General features: G+C 38.7%; 17 protein-coding genes and 1 riboswitch. Of the genes, 2 read left to right on the plus strand and 15 right to left on the minus strand.

Annotated elements, in window-relative coordinates:
• Window positions 1-146: 146 nt before the first annotated feature.
• The 15 genes from KFO35_RS05330 to KFO35_RS05400 form a co-directional block, all read right to left on the minus strand.
• A complete protein-coding gene (locus KFO35_RS05330) occupies window positions 147-1,670 on the minus strand; it encodes a YfcC family protein (protein ID WP_156272183.1) in 1,524 nt (507 codons plus the stop codon).
• 377 nt (window positions 1,671-2,047) lie between these two features.
• Window positions 2,048-2,659, minus strand: a complete 612-nt coding sequence (locus KFO35_RS05335) for an ECF transporter S component (RefSeq protein ID WP_002290166.1) — start codon at window positions 2,657-2,659, stop codon at window positions 2,048-2,050.
• Between the two features lie 123 nt (window positions 2,660-2,782).
• A riboswitch (FMN riboswitch) is annotated at window positions 2,783-2,907 on the minus strand.
• 81 nt (window positions 2,908-2,988) lie between these two features.
• Window positions 2,989-3,705: a pseudouridine synthase gene (locus KFO35_RS05340; protein WP_002313886.1), complete on the minus strand. Its 717-nt coding sequence runs from the start codon at window positions 3,703-3,705 to the stop codon at window positions 2,989-2,991.
• Complete coding sequence (gene scpB / locus KFO35_RS05345; RefSeq protein ID WP_002290163.1) at window positions 3,706-4,281, minus strand: SMC-Scp complex subunit ScpB; 576 nt, start codon at window positions 4,279-4,281, stop codon at window positions 3,706-3,708. It lies immediately after the preceding gene.
• The gene (locus KFO35_RS05350) at window positions 4,265-5,035 is read right to left on the minus strand and encodes a segregation/condensation protein A (RefSeq protein WP_277885141.1); all 771 of its coding nucleotides are present in this window, start codon (window positions 5,033-5,035) and stop codon (window positions 4,265-4,267) included. The genes scpB and KFO35_RS05350 overlap by 17 nt, the downstream gene beginning before the upstream one ends.
• Complete coding sequence (locus KFO35_RS05355) at window positions 5,032-5,403, minus strand: GNAT family N-acetyltransferase (RefSeq protein WP_002290158.1); 372 nt, start codon at window positions 5,401-5,403, stop codon at window positions 5,032-5,034. The genes KFO35_RS05350 and KFO35_RS05355 overlap by 4 nt, the downstream gene beginning before the upstream one ends.
• Before the next feature lie 18 nt (window positions 5,404-5,421).
• Window positions 5,422-6,309 (minus strand): site-specific tyrosine recombinase XerD, encoded by an 888-nt coding sequence (gene xerD, locus KFO35_RS05360; RefSeq protein ID WP_002290156.1) that lies wholly within the window; start codon window positions 6,307-6,309, stop codon window positions 5,422-5,424.
• Window positions 6,310-6,404: 95 nt separating this feature from the next.
• On the minus strand, window positions 6,405-6,878 hold the full coding sequence (fur, locus tag KFO35_RS05365) for a ferric iron uptake transcriptional regulator (RefSeq protein WP_002290152.1): 474 nt from the start codon (window positions 6,876-6,878) through the stop codon (window positions 6,405-6,407).
• Window positions 6,879-6,982: 104 nt separating this feature from the next.
• The gene (locus KFO35_RS05370) at window positions 6,983-7,846 is read right to left on the minus strand and encodes a virulence factor B family protein (protein WP_002290150.1); all 864 of its coding nucleotides are present in this window, start codon (window positions 7,844-7,846) and stop codon (window positions 6,983-6,985) included.
• Between the two features lie 281 nt (window positions 7,847-8,127).
• A complete protein-coding gene (locus tag KFO35_RS05375; RefSeq protein WP_167513739.1) occupies window positions 8,128-10,260 on the minus strand; it encodes a cell division site-positioning protein MapZ family protein in 2,133 nt (710 codons plus the stop codon).
• Window positions 10,261-10,476: 216 nt separating this feature from the next.
• Window positions 10,477-11,586, minus strand: coding sequence for an RNA polymerase sigma factor RpoD (rpoD, locus tag KFO35_RS05380; RefSeq protein ID WP_002290142.1), 1,110 nt, complete (start codon window positions 11,584-11,586; stop codon window positions 10,477-10,479).
• A 23-nt stretch (window positions 11,587-11,609) separates the two neighbouring features.
• Window positions 11,610-13,451, minus strand: a complete 1,842-nt coding sequence (gene dnaG, locus KFO35_RS05385) for a DNA primase (RefSeq protein ID WP_024636185.1) — start codon at window positions 13,449-13,451, stop codon at window positions 11,610-11,612.
• 181 nt (window positions 13,452-13,632) lie between these two features.
• Window positions 13,633-15,948, minus strand: coding sequence for a cation-translocating P-type ATPase (locus KFO35_RS05390; protein WP_181728964.1), 2,316 nt, complete (start codon window positions 15,946-15,948; stop codon window positions 13,633-13,635).
• A 188-nt stretch (window positions 15,949-16,136) separates the two neighbouring features.
• Window positions 16,137-16,997, minus strand: coding sequence for a DUF368 domain-containing protein (locus tag KFO35_RS05395; RefSeq protein WP_002309619.1), 861 nt, complete (start codon window positions 16,995-16,997; stop codon window positions 16,137-16,139).
• Between the two features lie 57 nt (window positions 16,998-17,054).
• Complete coding sequence (locus KFO35_RS05400) at window positions 17,055-17,687, minus strand: lysozyme family protein (protein WP_002290135.1); 633 nt, start codon at window positions 17,685-17,687, stop codon at window positions 17,055-17,057.
• 165 nt (window positions 17,688-17,852) lie between these two features.
• On the opposite strand from KFO35_RS05400, the gene KFO35_RS05405 reads away from it, so the two are divergent.
• Window positions 17,853-18,614 (plus strand): alpha/beta fold hydrolase, encoded by a 762-nt coding sequence (locus KFO35_RS05405; RefSeq protein ID WP_002315226.1) that lies wholly within the window; start codon window positions 17,853-17,855, stop codon window positions 18,612-18,614.
• Between the two features lie 25 nt (window positions 18,615-18,639).
• Window positions 18,640-21,231 carry a bifunctional lysylphosphatidylglycerol flippase/synthetase MprF gene (gene mprF / locus KFO35_RS05410; protein ID WP_156272185.1) on the plus strand — a complete coding sequence of 864 codons (2,592 nt, stop codon included), beginning with the start codon at window positions 18,640-18,642 and terminating at the stop codon, window positions 21,229-21,231.
• Window positions 21,232-21,381 lie beyond the last annotated feature (150 nt).

A 21,381-nucleotide genomic window follows, 5' to 3' on the forward strand; every position in this document is an offset into this window, starting at 1 on the left:
TGCTCCATCAGCAAGCAGAATGTTCTTAATGATGAAAGAAAAAACACTCACTGAATGGAGCAATCGACTTATCCACGTGCTTATTGATAGCCGTATATCGGTTTCTTCACTCTTATGATAGACCTTGTACCTGTATTTGTCTAGGTTTAGAACATTGCTGCTACACCTAGGATCACACAGATGGCTACAAATAATATCGCAATTAATTTACCAGTAAATTTCCACCACACTGAAACATCGAAACGAGCAATCGCTACAGCACCCATTACGATAGCAGATGTTGGCGTAATCAAGTTTACTAAGCCAGACGCAGATTGATAAGCAGTGATAACTAAATCCTTCCCTACACCGGCAAATTCACCCATAGGTCCCATGATTCCCATTGTTGCAGCAGCTAAGCCAGAAGTTGAAGGAATCAAGAATGACATAGGAATATAGAAAATAAATGTAATGATGATGAATACGCTTGAAGATAATGAACTTAATCCTTGTTCGCCCCAGTGTAAGATAGTATCTGTAATCAATCCGTTGTTCATAACCACTTGAATACCACGAGCAACAGCTACTACGATAGCTACACCAATCAAGTCAGAAGCACCAGCTAAAAATTCAGAGACGAATTCAGATTCTTTCATACCATACGTGATTGCTACGACGATTGACATGACTAAGAACAACATAGTAATTTCTGGGAAGTACCAGTCACCTAGTGGAAGCATGCTTTTACCTAAAACAGTTCCTAGTACCGGAAGATTTGTTAACCAGTTTGTCAACGATTCAAAAATTGTGAAATTCGCATTCAAGGTTGTCCAAGGAATCAAACTAATGATCATGATACCAAAAGTAATGAAGAACAATACATTTACATGTTTTTGTTTTTTCGTGATTACTTCTTGGCGACCGATTGCTTCGATATCGAAATGTTTCATATCTTCTTTACGTTGATTGTATACTAATGATTTTGTTGGATCTTTTTCGATTTTTGATGCATAGCGATACACATATACAATAGAAATAGCTAACAAAATAACGAACATCAAGAATCGAAGACCAATCCCTTCACCCATCGAAATCCCAACAGCTTGCGAAGCTACGCCGGTTGCAAAAGGATTGACCGTTGAAGCTAAACAGCCTACTTGAGACCCTACTAATACGATGGCTACTGCTACCACTGTATCAAAGCCTACTGCCATCATAACTGGGATCAGTAAAGCATAGAACGGAATCGTTTCTTCCGCCATTCCGTAAGTAGATCCGCCTAATGCAAATAACAGCATCAATACTGGAATAAGCATTTTTTCTTTTCCTTTGAATTTCTTCACAACTGAAGCGATTCCGGCATCTAGGGCGCCTGTTTTGTTGATAATACCTAAAAATCCACCAACAACTAAAATGAAGAAAGAGATTGGGATTGCAGCAGGTGTTTCTTTAGTTAGCTCCCCCGCTGGTACACCTAGCATCCCATTGATTGGCGCCATGAAAATATCCCACAGCCCTTGAGGATTTTGTTGTACTCGTTCATATGATCCAGCGACAATGTTGCCTGCATTGTCTACACTATAGTGCCCAGCTGGTATAAACCAAGTAAGTACAGCGATTACTGCAATAATAATGAATAAGACCGTATACGCTGAAGGCATTTGAAATTTTTTCTTCTTTGTTTGTTCCATCTTCTTCTTCCTTTCTTTTCCGTTAGAGACATCATTTTTGGCTCTAATGTTATTTTATCAAAAAGAGTATCAGAACAAAAATAATAACACGCATTTTATAAAACTTTTGTTCAAAAAGTTCGTTTTTTCCTATTTTCTCCCCCTTTTCTTAGGTTTTTAAAGCTTTCTTCATTTTCATTGTAGCGTTTCCTTTTTTATATAAACAAACATTTCCGTCTTTTAAAAGGAGAAGGATTTCACATTCCAAAAGAACTAATTGATTTTTATGCATAAATAAAAAAAATACTCAAAACAAACAAATAAAACGTTTACAATATTGCATGTATTGTATTTTTTTCCAAAAAAAAGATCAAGAAATTTCTTGATCTTTTTGACATTTATTTAACTGCTGTATGACGTTGTTCCATCTGATGTTGTTTTCGACTTAACCATGGAAGAAGTTGCGCATGTAGCACTAAAAAGACAGCACTCACGATGAATCCTTTGATCAAGTTGAAAGGAACAATCCCAATCAATACATAATTTGCTAAAGACATCCCCAACATCTGTGTCGCGTTCAGTCCTAAAAACATTAAGTAAAGAGGCGTAATAACGAAATAATTCGCGATACTCATGAAAATAGTCAGAGCAATCGTTCCTGTAATCACACCTAAAAATTTATTTCTTCCTTTATGCTGTTTCTTTACACTAAAGAAGTAATAAATCGGGAATGTAAAGATCGTTGTTGATAAGAAACTAGCTGTGTCTCCCACTAGGTTATCTGGAGAAAAACCTGTAGTCAGCAGATGTAATACTGAACGCAAGAACGCTGTTGCTACTCCGGCCGCTGGACCGAATAAGAACATACTGATCAATACCGGGATATCACTAAAATCAATCTTCAAAAAACTAAAAGCCGGCATGATCGGAAAAGCAAAATACTGTAAAACTAACGCGATCGCAGCAAACATCGCTACTGCAACCATTTTCTGTACACGGGTGTTCTTCATTTGAAATCCTCCTGTTAGGACTCCTCTTCAGCGAACTTTTTGACGTTTCTCTCCAAATGAAAAAACTCTATTTTCCAGGGAAAATAGAGTTAGAGTTATTTGATCAAGTGTGCGTCAAATAAGCCCTATCTTCTTTATCCAGACTGTACTGTCGGTATCGGAATTTCACCGATTCAGCTATTTTTTGCAAAATAGGTCGTGGACTATAACCACCGGTCGGGAATTTCACCCTGCCCCTGAAGACGAACCTTATATAATTTTTGTTTACATGTTCATTATACATATCTCTTCAAAAAACGCAACATTTAACGCTTATAAAAAGTAAGTGTTTATTTTGAATGATTCAATAAGCTGCTGACTTCTTTTTTGTTCAATTCACGATAATCCCCAGGGCGTAAACCTTGTAATGTCAAATCACCGTATTTTTCACGTTTTAACTTTTGCACAGGAAGCCCAACTGCTTGAAGCATATTTTTCACTTGATGATTCCGTCCTTCGTGGATCGTCAATTCCACGATACTGTGATTTGTCTTAGGATCCACTGATAAAATTTGGAATTTAGCTGGAGACGTTTTTCGTCCTTCGATCTTTATTCCTTTCGCCAAAGGTGCAAGCATCGATTTTGTCGCAATCCCTTTTACTTTTGCGACATAAACTTTATCCACTTCATGTTTTGGATGTGTCAGGCGCTGGGCAAAATCTCCATCATTTGTCAGCAGTAAGATGCCCGAAGTATCGTAGTCCAGTCGACCTACGGGGTAAATTCGTTCTTTTACCATCGGCAGAAGGTCCGTAACGACTTTTCTTCCTTTGTCATCTGCTACAGCAGAAATGACTCCTTTAGGTTTGTACAATAAATAATAACCGTATTCTTCTTGATAAATTGGCACTTCATCCACTTCCACAGTGTCATGTTTTCCAACTTTTATCCCTAATTCTCTTACAACTTGTCCGTTTACTTTTACACGTCCTGCAAGGATAAATTCTTCTGCTTTTCGACGAGAAGTGATGCCAGCGTGGGCAATTACTTTTTGTAATCTCTCCATTTACAATTGTTCTCCTTTATTCATTCCATCAAAGAATAGATCTGGTGACACATCTTCTTCAAGTGAAATTTCCATTTCTTGTGTATCAGGCAGTTCCTCTAATGATTTCAGCCCAAAATAATCCAAGAAGTAACCAGTTGTTCCATATAATATCGGGCGACCTGGTCCTTCTACTCTGCCTTTTTCTTCAATCAGTTTATGAGCAGCCAGACGCTGTACCGCTCCTGAAACCTGAACGCCTCGAATCTGCTCGATCTCAGCTCGTGTGATCGGTTGTTTATAGGCAATGATTGCTAAAGTCTCGACAGCGGCTTGAGATAACGTGTTCGATGTTCCTTGTGCATATCGCTTGAGCAATGGCGCTAGCTCTTTTTTAGTCGTTAATACATAATGGCTTTCCGTTTCAAAAATATGCAAAGCTGAGTGCGGGTTTTGAGCGTAAGAGTCTTTTAATTCTTTCACTAAATTTGCGACTTCTGCTTCACTGAGATTCAACAGTCCGCTTAATTCTTCATTACTGATTCCTTCCTCGCCAACAATAAAAAGAAGGGCTTCAAGTTCACTTAATTTCGTCATGTTCGGTATCTCCTACTGCTGGATAAAGCATAATTGATTCATAGTTTTCTTTTTGTTGCGCAATAATCTGTCCTTTTTTCATCAACTCTAGCAAAGCCATAAAAGTAGTGACAACTTCACTTTTGGAAGGCGACTCAAAAAAAGAGTCGAAGGTACAGCCATGCGTATTTCTTTTTATACGCTCTTCGATAAAGATCATTCGTTCTTCGATCGTTGTATCATCGGGCGTGATCGTTTTTTCCACTTTTTGAGAAAATTTCTTACGTTCCAAAATTTTCTGCATGGCACGGATTAGATCGATTTTTTTGACTTGTCCTCGCTTCAACGGTTTTTCAACATCCGCCAATCCATCGATGTTCATAGGGTCTTTTGTGTAATAAAGACTTCGTTCCTCTGCTTTTTCTGTTAATTTTTCAGCCGCATACTTATACTTACGGTATTCTAAAAGCTGAGTGACCAATTCTTCTCGAGGATCTTCTTCCCATAGTTCTTCATCATCTGTAACAAACTCTTGGATAGGGAGCAACGTCTTACTTTTGATTGCCATCAATGTAGCAGCCATCACTAGGTATTCTCCTGCAACAGCTAGCTCTAGTGTCTTCATTGTATGGATATAATTCATATATTGCTCTGTGATCGTAGCGATTGGTATATCATATATATCGATTTCCATTTGCTGAATCAGATGAAGCAGCAGATCGAGAGGTCCCTCGAATACATCTAATTTAATATTGATCTCCGTCAACTCATTCACTCTTTCTTCTTTTTCTTTGCTAGCCACTTTCCAATATAAGGCTCTGTGATTTCAGTTGCACGGATGGAGACATCCGGATACTTTTCTTGTAATTCATCTAACATTTGGAAGCCCATATTCTCACCGCGATAAGATGGATTCAAAGAAATGTCATGGATAATCAGCTGATCGTTCGTTGCCCAATAAACACCAATGATTCCTTGAATGTTGGTCGAACCTTCCGGCGTAAAGAAAAAAAGTTCATAATCATCTTCAGATTCGTACGTATCTATCTCCTTCAACAAAGAAGACTTACCTGTCAGCTTCTTATGGAAACTCAACAGTCCCATAGCAATTTTACGGTTTTCTTTTCGGTAATGTGTTAACATCTTCTCACCTTCCTATGACTAAGCCCTTGGAAAATGCTGCTTATAAACATCTGTCATCCTTTTTTTCGTGATATGTGTATAAATCTGTGTCGTAGAGATATCCGCGTGACCTAACAATTCCTGTACTGTCCGCAAATCTGCTCCGTTTTCTAGCAAATGGGTGGCGAAGCTGTGCCGTAGCGTATGCGGCGTTACTTCTTTGTAAATCCCAGCCTCTCTTACTAGCTGTTTCAGATTTTTCCAGATTCCTTGCCGGGAAAGACCTTTTCCATGATTATTGACAAATACATGCATTTCAGATGCGTCCTTTACAAGTAACGGACGTGCTTCGTCTAAGTAGCGTTCCAGCCATTGGATCGCATAATCACCTAAAGGAATAATCCGCTCTTTATCTCCTTTACCGACTGTCTGTACCAGCCCAAGAGAAAGATGAAGATCTCCCAATTTCAATCCAATCAATTCACTGACGCGCATCCCAGTAGCATACATGACTTCTAAGATTGCACGATCTCTTATCCCTAATGTTTTTGTCGTATCAGGTGCTTCAATCAGCTTTTCTACTTCTGCCAGCGTCAATGTACTTGGTAATTTCTGCGCTTTCTTTGGCGTATCGATATGCTGCATTGGATCATGATCCGTGATACGCTCTTGTCGTAAAAACTGATGAAATCTTCTGAGGCTTGAGATCATCCGCGTAACGGTTGCTGTCGCTTTTTTTTCTTCATGCATTTTTTCCAGAAAACGGATGACTAAAAAGCGATCGACATCTTGCCATGAAGCAACTTTCTGCTCTTCTAGAAAATGCAAGTATTGTTCCAAATCACGTTCATAGCTTTGACGTGTATTGGCGGATAATCCCCGTTCAATATTCAAGTAGTGGAGATAATCGTTGATTTGCTCTTTCATAATAATCCCCCTCATGCCTCTCTATCATATCAGATACCGCTTCATTCTGATAGTCTTTTTCCATAATCTGAGCAAAGAAAAAGCCGTCTAGACACTCAGACGGACTGGTTTCTTTTTTCTTTTTCATAACATTCCTGACAGATTCCATGGAACGTCAGCCGATGATCTTTTACTAAAAAATGATAACGTTCTTCTACTACTTGCTCCACTTCAAGTAAAAGATCCTCTTCTACTTCCTCGATCGTGCCGCAGTTCAAGCATAGTAAATGATGATGGAAATGTTTGGCGCCTTCTTTTCTCAAATCATAACGGGCTAATCCATCATTAAAACTTACTTTATCGACAATTTTTAATTCTGTCAAGATTTCAAGGGTTCGATAAACAGTAGCAAGTCCAATTTCTGGACTCTTTTTTTTCACTAAAAAGAAGATCTCTTCTGCAGACAAATGCTCTTTCTCATTCTCCAAAAGCACAAGCAGGGTAGCTTCTCTTTGCGGTGTCAGCTTGAACCCCGATTCATGTAGCTGCTGTTTTGTTTTTTTCATCGCCGAAATAGCATTCATGACCATTTACTCAACCCCAACAATTTATAATAATTACAATTTAGAAAAACAATAACACTGTGTTAATTAAAATTATTATAAGCTAGTTAAGAAAAACATGCAAGGGATTCTCAATTAGATTTTTTGACTAATTTTGTCACACCGTTTTCTTGTTTAATCAGTCCTTGTTTCAAAAGATTGCCTAATGCTCGCTTAAAAGCACCTTTGCTGATGCCGAAAGCTTTCATGATGTCTTCTGGATCTGATTTATCTGTAAAGTTGATTTGCTGATCTGCAGAACGTTCTAAAATGGTTAAAATCATTTGTGCATCATCTGATATTGCTTCATACGCTCTTGGTTTCAATGAAAGATTCAGTACACCATCTGGTCGGACACCGATCACACGCCCTTTTACCTGCTCGCCTAGTCGAGGTTCGTTATATCGTTCAGAAGGATGGATAAACCCAAGATAGAAATCTTCAGTCAAAACATACGTACCTGTTAATTTCAAACGGTAGGCTGTTCCTATCACATCTTTGTTTTTCATTTCTTCTGTTCCATACTTGCTTAAAGATTTGAATATTTTTTCGTCTGCTAAACTACCCCAAACACGATCCTTTGCATCAACTCTAAGGGAAATCATCAAACGATCTCCCTTTTTAGGCCACAGCTCTGTCATGGTCGGTAATTCATCAAGAGATACGACAAAGTCTTTATCTGGAAGACCGATATCGACAAATGCGCCTAAATCTTTTCGTGTAGCAGTAACGATCCCAAATGCATAGTGACCGATGCGACTTTTTGGAATTTGTGTAGTGATCCGGTTTTCATGTTTTTGATTTTGGTAGCCGAATCCTTCCACTGCCTCACCGATTTTGTGCTCGCCTTCTGATTTGCTTAAGCCAAAGGTTTGCCCATTTTTTTGGACAAAGTAATTTTTTTCATTTTCATCAATAATAATACCTGTAAATATAGTTGCTAATAAATCGTTCATTTTTTTCTCCCTCTATAGTGAAAGGTTTTCTTAATACATTTCTTTGCTATCATAACATAATGTTATCTACTTGAATAGCTGAGCCTTGCTTTGGAAAGGTGAAAAAAGGAGTATGACAACAGTTGTGTCATACTCCCCTTTTTTGAATAAACGGTGTTTACCTGCCAACTCCTCGGTTTCAAGTCACACTATTCATCAAACATGAGAAGCTGTTTTTTGAAATTGTTCCTTGTGACTCAGAGTGAAACGGCAGGCTCACAACCTCTTTCGTTTAGTTAAAACTAATTGCTCCCATTTCCTCCGAACCACCCAGTTTTACAGTTGATCGTTACGATATAAAATGGCAAAGCACTTTCTCCAATGCCTTTCATCAATGCAGATTTTGTTGAAGTGGCATATAGATTGTAATAGCCTTCCCCATTTTCGATTCTGGCTTTTTCTAATCTGTAACCTCCTTCAACGATATATCCACGTTGGATACATGTAGCAATCACTTTGCTTTGGACACCTGGTGCCCACGTCCATGCTGGATTAGATGCATCGGCAATATCACTTGCTCTGGCAGATTTGATTGGCTGATTCGCTGAGTTTGAAGAGGAAGGAGTCGAGGATGCCGCTTCTTGCTGTGCTGCTTGTGCGACCGCAGCTTGTTGAGCGGCTTGAGCTGCAGCAGCTGCTGCTGCTTGAGCGGCTTGTTTTGCTTGTTCTTCAGCTGCTTTTTTCGCTTCTTCTGCTTTTTTCGCTTCTTCTGCTTTTTTCTTTTCCTCTTCTTCTTTTTTCTCTTTATCAGTGAGCATCTTGTCTACTTGTTTCAATTGTTCATTCAACTGAGCAGATAGATCTGTATTTTTCACCTTTTCTACTGCTTCTTTTGCCGTCTTGTATTGGTCGCGTGTCGCTGAACCCACTACTTTTCCGTCTTTAAAGACTATAGCTGTTTTTTCTTTAGCTGTTTGCAATTCAGCATATTGATTTTTAGCTTCTGTTTGTGCTTGTTGAATCAATTTTCCAAAATCTGTGTTATCCGTTTCGATTGTTTGTATCTCTTTATCTGCTTTCAACTTGATGTCATCTGCTAGATGATCATCGACGATCACAGGTGCTACGAACCATTCATTCACTTTCTGGATATCTTGGATCTTAGATTGGATATCTTGATAAGTTGTTTCTAACGCTGAATATCCTTTTTCATTCTTAAGACTTGATAAATCATTTTTTAGTTTTGATAGATCTTGATGAATCATATCTGCACGAATAAATTGATGGTGGTCATCTGTATAAAAGGCAGCAAGTTTCCCATGAAGGTCTTCCATTTGTTGCTGTCTTTTTGCTTCTGCTGCTACTTCGGCTTCTACTTTTTGATGATGGTCATAATAAGCCCAGCCTCCCCCACCTAGTAGAAGAACCGCTGCTAAAGCGAGATAAGGCACTTTTTTTGATTTTTTCTTTTGTGTCTTATCTAGATCTTTTTTTTCTAGGTTTGATTCTTGAGGCGTTTTTTCAGTATTTGGCACGATTGTTATTAGTTCTGTTTCTGCTTCAATCAGCTCAGGCTGGTTCTCTTCTTTTTCTATTTTAGCTTCAAGAACAGTGCTATCTTCACTTGCAGATTGACTTTCAGCATCGGCTTCATTATTTATTTCATCTGACTCTGTTGACTTCTTGTCTGCTTTTTCGAGCATTTCTTTTTTCTCTGCTTCCGGCAATCCATTCGATTTCTCGTCTTCTGATTGTTTTTCAGACAATGTTTCAGTTTTTTCCGGGACATCCGTTTTTAGATCATTCGTTTTTAATGATTCTTTACCTGCAGCGTTTACTCTACTAATGGCTTTTTCAGCGTCTTTTTCAGCTTCATGTTCTGGTTCTACTTTGTTTTCCTGTGCAATTTTTTCACTGATCATTTTGAGTAGCTCTTCCGCGTGCTCTTCCTTTGTATCTTCACGATGTGCTTTGATATAGGCGGATAGTATCGAATTTTCTTCCTCATTATCGACGATTTCTTTTAGTTCAGCTACTCTTCTTTTTTGTTTTGATTCAAGGGTTTCTTCTTGATTCTTTCCTGATTTTTCCAAAGTCTCACGAACAGTCGCTTTCTTCTGTTCCATTTTTTCTTTATTGGCTACTTTATCGTGAGTAGATGATACATCGTCTTCTAATTCTGTTTTTTCGAATAATTCCATCACAGATTCGAGAGGTAGATCTTTCAATTCCGACCATTCGATTGGATCGTTTAATTCTGTATCAGGAAAGACTGCGTCTTCAGTTGATTTATCCTGCATAGTTTCATCTGCATTTATTTCTTTGATTGTTTCTTTTGTTTGCTGATCTTCTGCAGTTAGTTGATGACCGCAGTCTGGACAGATATTGTTCTCATCCATTTTTTTCGATCCGCAATTTGGACATTTTTTCATCACTTAGCGATCGGCTCCTTTACTAGGTTTACGCTACCATTTAATCTATCATATTCTATACGTCACGCCAATAGCTTATTTTTAGGATTTACTTAAAAATAATGAATAAATTTTCTTCCTATAGAAAAAAAAGCTTGAGACCGCATAGTCCCAAGCTTTTTTTCTTTTAAAATAAACCAAACCATTTGACTGATTTCTCTTCTGGTCAATAGTTCGTGCTTATTCTAAGAAGTCTTTTAATTGTTTCGAACGAGAAGGATGGCGTAATTTTCTCAATGCTTTAGCCTCGATCTGACGAATACGTTCCCGAGTAACACCAAATACTTTTCCTACTTCTTCCAGTGTTCTCGTACGTCCATCGTCTAGACCAAAACGTAAGCGAAGGACATTCTCTTCCCGATCTGTCAATGTATCTAGTACATCTTCCAATTGTTCTTTTAGTAGTTCATATGCTGCGTGTTCTGCTGGACTTGTTGCTTCTTGGTCTTCGATGAAATCACCTAAATGAGAATCATCTTCTTCACCGATTGGCGTTTCAAGGGAAACAGGTTCCTGCGCGATTTTCAAGATTTCGCGGACTTTTTCTGTCGGAAGGTCCATTTCTGCACCGATTTCTTCCGGCGTAGGTTCTCTTCCAAGGTCTTGCAACAATTGACGCTGGATACGAATCAATTTATTGATTGTTTCTACCATGTGAACTGGAATACGGATCGTACGTGCTTGGTCGGCGATTGCACGAGTAATTGCTTGACGAATCCACCATGTAGCATAAGTAGAAAACTTGAATCCTTTGCGATAATCGAATTTTTCAACTGCCTTCATCAGCCCCATATTTCCTTCTTGGATCAAGTCAAGGAACTGCATGCCTCGCCCTACATAACGTTTAGCGATACTTACTACTAAACGAAGGTTTGCTTCTGCTAAACGCTGTTTTGCTTCTTGGTCGCCTTCTTCGATTTTCAATGCTAACGCTACTTCTTCTTCCGCAGTTAAAAGGGAGACACGGCCAATTTCTTTCAGATACATACGAACCGGGTCATTGATTTTTACACCGGTTGGCGCAGAGAGATCTTCTGTTTTTGCCTGTTCAGCTTTTTTCTCAGCACTTTTCAAGCTGTGAATTGATGGATCACCATTTTCATCCACCACACTGATACCTGCGTCTTCAATCTTTTGGATCAATTTGTCCATTTCATCTGCATTCAAAGTGAATGGTGTAGCAAGCTGATTGGATAAATCATCATATACAACTTGTCGTTTGGGTTTGTTTTCTTTGATGAAAGCTGCTACTGCTGCTTCATACTTTTTTTTATCTGTTCCATTTGCCATAAAAGAAGGCCCCCCTTGAGTAGCTATTTGGCTTGTTTTAACTGTTTCGTTAAATTGATGATTTCGATCGTCAATTCAAGCTCAAGCTGTTTGTTCCCAGTACGTCTGGCTTCTTGCTGCATTTGTTTTTTTAATGTTATTTCATCAGCTAAGCCAGATTTGCTGATCACATCTAGCAAGTCTTGGATTTCCCGTGGCGAACTTTCTTCTGCCACCGGTAGATATTCGATCTCCACCACCAACCGCCTTAAATTTTCATCTTGCAAAAAGTCTAAAAACTCTGCAAGGTTGAATTCATAATGTTGTGAGACATATGCATCGAATAAAAAATAAACTTCTGCATATGCGTCGTGGATAAACTGAAATTCTCGTTCTTTTAAAATATTGCGGACAGAAACTTCTTTAAATGCGCGGTACAACAGAATCTGCTCTGCCTTTTCTACCTGCGTCAACGGTCTCTTCTTCCGTACAGTTTCTTGTCTCTTGGTCTGCGCATGTTGGTTTTCCTGAGGTTCTTGACGATTTTGCTGATTTGTTCTTCGGAGCTCACGCAATTGTTTTTGTATCGTCTCTCTGCTGACCTGAAACTCTGTGGACAGCTGCGATAAATACATATCTTGTTCAATTGGTGAAACGACTCGGCTAAGTTCAACTAATAATTCTTCAAGGTATTCGATTTTGTCTTTTTCATTCTCTAAATTTTTCCCTTGTTTCAAATAACGTGATTTAAAAGTAAAAACTGTTTCACGCCCGTGAGCCACTAATTCTTGAAAAGATGCTTCCCCATACTTACGGAGATATTCATCAGGATCAAGCTTTTCTGGAACGACTACGACCGAAAGTCCTAAGCGACTATTTTGCCGAAGCAATTCAATCCCTCGATTGGTTGCTTCAAAACCTGCGTTATCTCCGTCATAACAAAAAACCAGTTCTTTCGTCAGTTTTTCCATTTGCTGGATCTGTTGAGCTGTCAGACTTGTTCCCATGGAAGCTAATCCAGTTTTGATACCAGCCTGCCATGCAGCAATCACATCCATAAAACCTTCGAACAACAAGATTTCTCCATTTTTTCGGATATCGCTTCTTGCTTTATCAAGATTAAATAAAACTTGTCTTTTATTGAACAATTCTGTTTCCGGACTGTTCAAATATTTGGGCTGATCTTTTTCCTGCCCTTTTTCAGGTGCAAGCCAGCGTCCTGAAAACCCGATTGTCTGGCCTTGAGGATTACGAAGAGGAAACATCACCCTTTGGTAAAAACGGTCCGACAGACGGCCATCATCATGTGTGACAAACAATCCAGAACGTTCTAATAATTCATTTGAGAATGATTCATTCTTGAAGACTTGCTGAAGAAACGAGCGTTCATTAGGTGCAAAACCGATATTGAATTCTTCAATCAATTCTAAAGACAACCCACGACTTTGCAAATATTCTAGGGCTGGCTGTCCCGCTTTTGTATGCAACAGCATGTGATGATAGATTTCCGCTGCTTTTTCATGAGCAGCAATCAATTTTCCTGTAGCAGATTCAGGATTTTGTACAGCTACCGTTCGCTGACGCCATTGATCTTCCAACGGAATCTGTTCGAAATCTGCTACTTTTATCACTGCTTCTGGAAAACTCAGTCCTTCTAGTTCTTGAAGAAAAGTAAACACGTTTCCGCCCTTGCCGCAACCAAAGCAATGAAAGATCTGCTTGTCTTCTGCAACAGAGAAGGATGGTGTGCGTTCTTCATGAAAAGGACACAGCCCTAAGTAGTTTTTACCAGACTTTTTCAATTGGACATATTGTCCAATCACCTCAACGATATTCGTTTGACTGCGTACCGTTTCGATAACTTCTGGAGGAATCCGTTGAGCCATTTTTCCACCCCCTGCTTTATTGATATCTTTTCGTTTTAACAAAAGATATTTCAGGAGAATAACCGGTAAAAAATCGCACTAACTGAAATCAGTGCGATTTTAAAGGACACAATTATACATGTTTGATTGTATCATATTTCAATTCTTTTTCAAGTATAACACATTTCTATTTAATTAAGCATCAATTTGCTACTCTTTTCAGTAGCTGATTTTGAATATCAGCCTTCCAGTACAATAATCGAAAGACAATATTTATGATCATGAACATAACGAAGTATCCTATGGTTTCTCCTAAACCTAAGTTTACTTCCAAAATTCCGTGGAACAGCATCGCAGCTACATATATCCCTACGATTGTCGTTACTGCTAAGAACATTCGCAACGGGTTGAAAGGATAACAAGCTTTTACAACTGCCATGCAGCTGATTCCAATTAGCAAGTAATACATCAACGTAGTGGTTTCACTACTTCCCCACGCGAACGTTTTTCCAAGTAGATACACTGCTATGATATTCACTACTACAAGCAAGGCATTTGGCAACGCGTTGATAAGTGCAGTAGGCAAGTAACGGTAAGTGATTTTGCGTTTATCTTGTTCAAATGATAAAAAGAAGGAAGGATACCCTTCAATCGCCAAATCAATCAGCGTAATCTGGATAGGGATAAATGGAAATCCAATAGCTGTAACGGCACAGATAATCGATAAAATAAAAGAATAAATCGTTTTGATGAAAAAGATACCGGAGACTTTCGTCACATTGTTGACTACCCGACGTCCTTCAAACAGGACTTCTGGCAATGTCGTAAAATCAGAGTCCAACAATACCAGATTAGCAATTTGACGTGTCGCTCCGTCACCTTCTGCCATGGCGATACTACAATCTGCTTCTCTTAATGCCAAAACATCATTTACGCCGTCACCTGTCATCGCAACCGTTCTGCCGCTATCTTTCAATTCATTTACCAGTAATTTCTTTTGCTGAGGACTCACTCGACCAAAAACGGTATATTGATGTGCAGCTTCTCGCACGTCCGATTCTTCAGTAATCTGAGAAAGGTCGATATACGCATCATAATTCGGTAATCCTGCACGTCTGGCAATATTGGAGACAGTAAATGGATTATCTCCAGAGATTACTTTCAGGTCAACGCCTTCCTCATGAAGATAAGCTAGTGTTTCTGGCGCATTTTTTCGGATTGGGTCATCGATTTCAAACAGAGCAACTGGCTCAACAAACGCGGGTTTTTCTTCGTTTAATTGCTGATTTGGAGCAATCCCCAACATAAGTACGCGATAGCCATTCGCTTGAGCTGTTTTTAGACTATCTGGCAGCCGATCTTCTTCCACCAAGCGTTCAGGTGCTCCTACGTATACGACTCCTAATTCTGGAAACTCCATCGCACCCCATTTGCGATCAGAAGAAAATGCGACTTTGTTTGTTACATCATAACGATTAGAAAGCTCAAAATACTCTCTCATCGCCCGCATGGTGATGTTGTTATCACTGCTTTCTGCAAGATACGTTCCCATAATTTCTGGAATAGCTTTTTCATACAGCGGATGTAATGCTTCTACACGCTGGATACTCATTTTCCCTTCAGTAATAGTTCCTGTCTTATCCAAACATAATGTATCGACGTGAGCAAGTGTTTCAATGGAATACATGTCTTGAACAAGAATCCGTTTTTTTGCCAGTTTTGTTACACCTGTCGTTAACGCAATACTTATCAGCAATACTAATCCCTTTGGAAGCATCCCTAACAAAGCTGCTGCAGAGGCAATAACTGAAATCTTGATAGAAGCATCGCGAATGAACAGTGCCTCCAAAAATAGTATGATCCCTAAAGGAATAATCACGAAACTAGTGAACTTGGATACTTTACGAATCGAATCTACAAGTTCAGAATGAATAGCTTTGTGGGTTTTTGCCTCGCTAGTCAAGCGGACAGCATAATTATCTGCCCCTACTCGGATGACTTCAGCCATGACAGAACCACTTGTCAAAAAGCTCCCAGAAAGCAATTCAGCTCCAGCTTCTTTGACAATCAAGTCAGATTCACCTGTCAAAAGAGCTTCATTTGCTTCTGCCCGTCCTGATATGACCTGCAAATCGGCTGGTATCTGTTCTCCTGCTCCGATTTTTACCAAATCTCCTAATACCAGCTCTTTAGTAGAAATCGATTGTTCTTTACCGTCCCGAATCACTAGTACTTCTGATTGGGAAACAATCGATAATTTCCGTACAAGATTTCTTGCATGTATTTCTTGATAAATTCCAATAACGATATTTACGATAATAATTGCTAAATATGCCATGTTGGAATAAGCACCTACAAATAACAGGCAAATCCCGATACCGAAGTTCAGAAAATTGAATAACGTCAATATATTATCGCTGAATATTTGCTTTGTACTTTTTGATGCATCTTCCTGGTAGTCATTTTGCTGGCCAGAAGCCATTTTTTGAACTACTTCTTGCTGTGTAAGTCCATTCATTTTCTTTTTCTCCATTTTCCGCCAACTTTCAAAAATAATCACGTGTTTAAGTCTAGCGTGTTCCAAGGTTAAAAACAACTTGTTTTTATAAAATTTATAGAAAAACACACGAATGATTCTTACGAAAAAGATGCTGATCTTTTTTGTATGAATCACCCGTGTGTTGTTTTTTTATTATCGAACTATCTTTACTTATATTGTTCTTCCAAACGGCTCATCCACCATCCTAGTGCTGTACCAGCTACAAAAAGAACAGGACAAGCTAGTACGCCAGCGACTCCCAATCCCGCGTAATCAGTAGGGATGATCATAATCGTTGAAGCAAAAACGACGCCTAAAATAAAATGGAATAGCTTACTGTATGCCTTTGAGAAAATATAATCCATGATTTTTGACAAGCCAAGGACACAAAGAACCCCACCAATTCCGATCGGCAAGATGACTTCAAACCGAACTTCTTTAAATCCGTCAGCCATCGCTTTGTACAATCCCATATATACCAAAAAATTAGAAGGACTCAATCCTGGGACAATCATCCCTAAACCAATCAATCCACCGGCGATCAGCCAAGTCCCAAAATTCTGATCGACTTGTCCATCAAATAATCGAGCACCGTATAATAAAAACAAATAAGCCAGAACAAAAGTAACAACCATGATGATCACATCAGAAGTATCTCGTCCTTTTTTTCCTGCTTCTTTCCATAAGGCAGGAACAGTTCCGACGATACACCCAACAAAAAACCACAATATTGTTGTTTCATACGCCCCTAATAAAAAACTGACTAAAAAAGAAAGTAAAAAGATGCCTGTCACTCCGCCTAGACCAACAGGCAGGAAAAACAAAACATTTTCTTTGAAATTTTTTGTGATATGGGCTAGAAAAGAAATCAGTCGCTCATACATGCCAAAAACAGCTGCTAATGCACCACCGCTGACCCCCGGCAAGATAAATCCTGAACCGATAAACATTCCCTTCACAAACCGCAACATCCAATCTTTGGTTGTGTACCCCACTTTTTGATTTTCCATTTTTTGCCTTTTTTCCACTATTTGCGCACTCCTTCTTTCAACTCATTTTATTATGTTTGGATATTTCCTACTCGTTTATTTAAAGACTTTTTCGTAAGTCTCTATTATTTTTTCATTCATTTTGACAATATCAGGATAAAACATGTTACCTCCATTATGATAGAGATAGCCGCCGTTGTAAAGCAAGGACTGGATTCGCCAATATCGGTACTGTTTTCCTTCCTCATTTCCTAAAAGCGGGCTTAACACATCTTTAGAATACGCTTCTGCTAGTTCTACTGTGTTTTCTCCGCCATGATTTTTTACATAGGCAATATAATCTTTCCCAAAATTATACGCTTGGACAGCGGTCCACAGATCACATCCTTGTTTTTTTGCTTCCATTATCATCTCCGCCAAATATTTGACCCCTTGATCAATACTGTCAGCTGGATTATCAATGATATCGGCTTCTCCATGCAAACTCTCTGAACTCTGCATGAGATCTGTGCCTTTTCCTTTTGATTCGGTCAAGATTATTGCCTTGATCAATTTTTCGTATGCTTCCATATGATAATTTTTTGCAGCTGTCGTTATTTCTATTTGATAGCTTTCCACCCGTTTTACTGAGCGATAAGTTCTTCCTCCTAAAAACAACACCGCACCAATGACCGTTAGAAGGATCATGTAAAAAAGAATACGGATAATAGATAATCGTTTTCGCTTCATTTCATCACCTAGTTATTTTGACATCTTTTTTATCTTACTATTTCTTTATCTTCTTGGCTATTTCTTCCTTAAATTCTGTGTACACCTTAAGAAAAAATGAATTTTCCTGTGTTTTTTATCATCTTACGAAAATGATCGTTGTTTTTCAGTAAAAACGATTGCCCAATGACTGTTATAATCGTTATACTTTACACAGTAGGTGATTATGTGAAAAAAGAAAAGAAATATGCAAAAATGTCAGACGGGAGCGAAATTTATTATGAAAAGAGTGGTCAAGGCTTCCCACTCTTTTTACTGCATGGCAATGATGGCAGCGGCCGCTTTTTTTCAGAACAGGTTCCCGTACTTGAACGCTACTATACCGTTTATCTAGTAGACAGCAGAGGACATGGCCGTTCAACAAATGAAGCATCTATATTGAATTTTCATTTGATGGCTGAGGATCTGAATACGATTATGTTGCTAGAAAAAATCAATCAGGCAGATTTTCTTGGATTTAGTGATGGCGCAAATCTGGCATTGGTATTTGCCAGCAGCTTTCCCCAAAAAGTTCATCGACTGATTTTAAATTCTGGAAACACGCTAGTTAAAGGCGTTCGTTTTTCTGCCAGAGTCATCAGCAATTTTCATTATGCATGGGTATGGTTGCTCTCTTTATTTCGCCCAAGCCTTCGCAAAAATCTGTTAGTTATTAAACTATTGCTGCATGATATCGGCCTTACAGAAAATGATTTAAAAAAAATCAACTCCCCAACTTTGATTATTGTAGGAAAAAAAGATGTGATCAAGCTGAAACATTCTCTGTATATAGCTAAAACTATACCAAAAGCTTCTTTTGTACTTGTAAAAGAACAAGGACATGAATTAGCTAGAAAAGATCCTGAACGCTTCAACCGAGAAGTTCTTCAATTTCTTTCTGAAACATAATTATTAGGAATAGAAGGTGATTTATTTGTTAAAAACTACCATACAATGGCTGAAAAACCATCTAGGACTGTTCAAAACAATCTTTTTGATTTCTGTCATTGTCATTATTGTCGGTGAATTGATGTCCATCGGTAAGACTCTATCTATCCAGCAATTAGGAGAAACGTTTGCCACTATACCTATTTGGAAAAGCGGACTTATGCTGTTGATTGGTCTTGTCTCTGTGTTACCTATGATTGGTTATGATATTATTTTGAATCGGATGCTTGAACAAAAGCAGAATCCTCGTTACTTGTTTGAGACAAGCTGGCTGATCAATACAATCAACAATATTGCCGGTTTCGGCGGGTTTGTCAGTGTGGGGCTTCGCTCTGAGCTATATGGACAAAAGAAAGAGAGCAAAAACGTGATCCAGGCATTATCGAAAGTTTTCTTGTTTTTGATGGCTGGACTTTCTATTTACAGTCTGCTTTCTTTTTTACTTGTAGTCTTCACGCCAGTTGCTCCTTTTTTGAAGCAATATTGGATATGGCTGATTGGCGGCGGTCTGTATTTCCCTGTTGTCTTTTTATTCACTACTTTCAAAAAGAAAGGATTCCTTGGTGGTACCTCACTTAAAACGCAAGGACAGCTCTTGCTTGTTTCATTATTGGAATGGTCTGGTGTCCTGTTCAGTTTCCTTTCTGTTGGTTACCTAATGGAAATCCGAATCGATCTGTGGCAAACGATTCCGTTATTCATTGCTGCTTCAGTGATAGGGATTGTGTCTATGATTCCTGGCGAGATCGGCAGTTTCGATGTGATGATGATTATCGGATTATCTGCTATTGGTGTGCCAAGAGAAACAGTCGTTGTGTGGATCTTGCTTTATCGTCTGTTCTACTACATCATTCCGTTTTTGATTGGAATCGTCTTTTTCTTCAAAAATATCGGTTCCACTTTTGATCAACGTTATTCAGGGATCCCTAAGCAGTTAGCAACAGAAATCGCGCATAAAATCGTGGTTGTCCTCTTATACTTTTCTGGAATCATGTTGGTACTTTCTGCCACTATTCCGCAAGCTTTTACAGAGTTTCGCTGGCTTCATAGTTTGAACCCATTGAAATTCCACTTTATTATCCAATTTCCTAGTATATTATTAGGATTTCTTTTGATTGTTATGGGGAGAGGGATCGCTGCACGCGTAAAACGAGCCTATCTGCCTACAATTTTCTTGATCGGACTCGCTTTGTTTTATGTTTTATTAAGCGATTTTAGCTTCACACCGGTGATTTTCTTGTCTATTCTGCTTCTGATCATTCTTGCGTCCAAAAACGAACTGTTTCGGGAACAACTCATCTATTCGTGGGAATGGCGTACAATCGACGGAATCATTATCGGTGCATTGACATTGCTTTATATCGTTATTGGTGCATACAATCTGCCTGATTTTCCACATCGGCGTCACCATTTTATTTCCTTTTTCTTATTCCCTTCTGAAAAGATTTGGTTTTCAGGGTTGTTGGCCATTATCGCCGTTAGCTTCATGATCGTTCTATTTGTCCATTTTCTTCAAGGAGAAAAGAAACAGATTGGCGAAGCCTTTAATGAAGAAAAGGCACTGAAGATCCTCACAACTTATGGAGGAAACTCCGACAGTCAATTGATCTTCTTAAAAGACAAGCGGATGTTTGCCTATGAAAAAGACGGTGAACCAACTGTGCTTCTCCAATTCGCTTGCTTCAATAATAAATGCATCGTAATGGGCGATCCTTCTGGTAAGAAAGAAGATTTTCCAGAAGCAATTGAAGCTTTCATCGAAGAGACAGACCGATTATGTTATTTACCTGTTTTCTACGAAACAAGCGAAGAGATCGTTATGATTTTGCATGAATTCGGCTATGACTTCATTAAAATGGGGGAAGAAGCTTATGTAGACCTGAATAGTTTTACAACATCAGGGAAAAAAATGAAGGGCACTCGGGCTGTCTTGAACCGAATTGAACGAGAAGGATTTACATTTGATGTCTTACAACCGCCGTTTTCTGCTGAGCAAATGAGTATTTTCAAAAATATTTCTGATAATTGGTTGGGTTCACGAAAAGAAAAAGGTTTTTCTTTAGGCTTTTTCTCGGAAGATTATTTACAAAGAGCGCCTATTGCTGTAGTCAAAAATACTCAAGAAGAAATTGTCGCTTTTGCGACGATCATGCCTACTTACACGAACAACAAAGTAGGAACGATCGATTTGATGCGATATGATCCCAAAAAAGCCCCTTCCGGCAGTATGGATTTCTTGTTCCTGCATTTATTTGCTTATATGAAAGAAGAACATATCCAATGGTTCAATTTAGGGATGGCACCTCTTTCAAATGTTGGAACTTCCAGAAAGAGTTTTTTACAGGAAAGAATTGCTTACTTGGTTTACGAGTTTGGCTCTCATTTTTATTCTTTCCATGGATTAAGAGAATACAAAAGCAAGTACGCTACGAACTGGGTCTCACGCTACACCCTATATTCGCGAGATAGTTGGATTGCATATGTTATGATTGCTTTGCTGATTATTGATAATACGCCAGTTGAGCAGACACAAGGTAGAATAAATGGTTTGAAAAAATGGATACGAAGAAAGTACTAAAAACTGCGTAGTTAGTAAGGAAACACTCACAATATAAATAAAAGAGACTGAACCAAAGCGTGAGGTACGGCTCCTGCCCTCTCTTATTGTACAATTGAAGAACAAAAAAAGCGGTCAAAACAAGATTTCTGTTTTGACCGCTTTTCATTT

It is taken from the genome of Enterococcus lactis, from assembly GCF_015751045.1.
Taxonomy (GTDB): Bacteria; Bacillota; Bacilli; order Lactobacillales; family Enterococcaceae; genus Enterococcus_B; species Enterococcus_B lactis.

Coding starts and splice junctions, on each gene's coding strand:
- KFO35_RS05330 (WP_156272183.1), bottom strand. CDS start 1,670: ATGGAACAAACAAAGAAGAAAAAATTTCAAATGCCTTCAGCGTATACG.
- KFO35_RS05335 (WP_002290166.1), bottom strand. CDS start 2,659: ATGAAGAACACCCGTGTACAGAAAATGGTTGCAGTAGCGATGTTTGCT.
- KFO35_RS05340 (WP_002313886.1), bottom strand. CDS start 3,705: ATGGAGAGATTACAAAAAGTAATTGCCCACGCTGGCATCACTTCTCGT.
- scpB (WP_002290163.1), bottom strand. CDS start 4,281: ATGACGAAATTAAGTGAACTTGAAGCCCTTCTTTTTATTGTTGGCGAG.
- KFO35_RS05355 (WP_002290158.1), bottom strand. CDS start 5,403: ATGTTAACACATTACCGAAAAGAAAACCGTAAAATTGCTATGGGACTG.
- xerD (WP_002290156.1), bottom strand. CDS start 6,309: ATGAAAGAGCAAATCAACGATTATCTCCACTACTTGAATATTGAACGG.
- fur (WP_002290152.1), bottom strand. CDS start 6,878: ATGGTCATGAATGCTATTTCGGCGATGAAAAAAACAAAACAGCAGCTA.
- KFO35_RS05370 (WP_002290150.1), bottom strand. CDS start 7,846: ATGAACGATTTATTAGCAACTATATTTACAGGTATTATTATTGATGAA.
- rpoD (WP_002290142.1), bottom strand. CDS start 11,586: ATGGCAAATGGAACAGATAAAAAAAAGTATGAAGCAGCAGTAGCAGCT.
- dnaG (WP_024636185.1), bottom strand. CDS start 13,451: ATGGCTCAACGGATTCCTCCAGAAGTTATCGAAACGGTACGCAGTCAA.
- KFO35_RS05390 (WP_181728964.1), bottom strand. CDS start 15,948: ATGAATGGACTTACACAGCAAGAAGTAGTTCAAAAAATGGCTTCTGGC.
- KFO35_RS05400 (WP_002290135.1), bottom strand. CDS start 17,687: ATGAAGCGAAAACGATTATCTATTATCCGTATTCTTTTTTACATGATC.
- KFO35_RS05405 (WP_002315226.1), top strand. CDS start 17,853: ATGACTGTTATAATCGTTATACTTTACACAGTAGGTGATTATGTGAAA.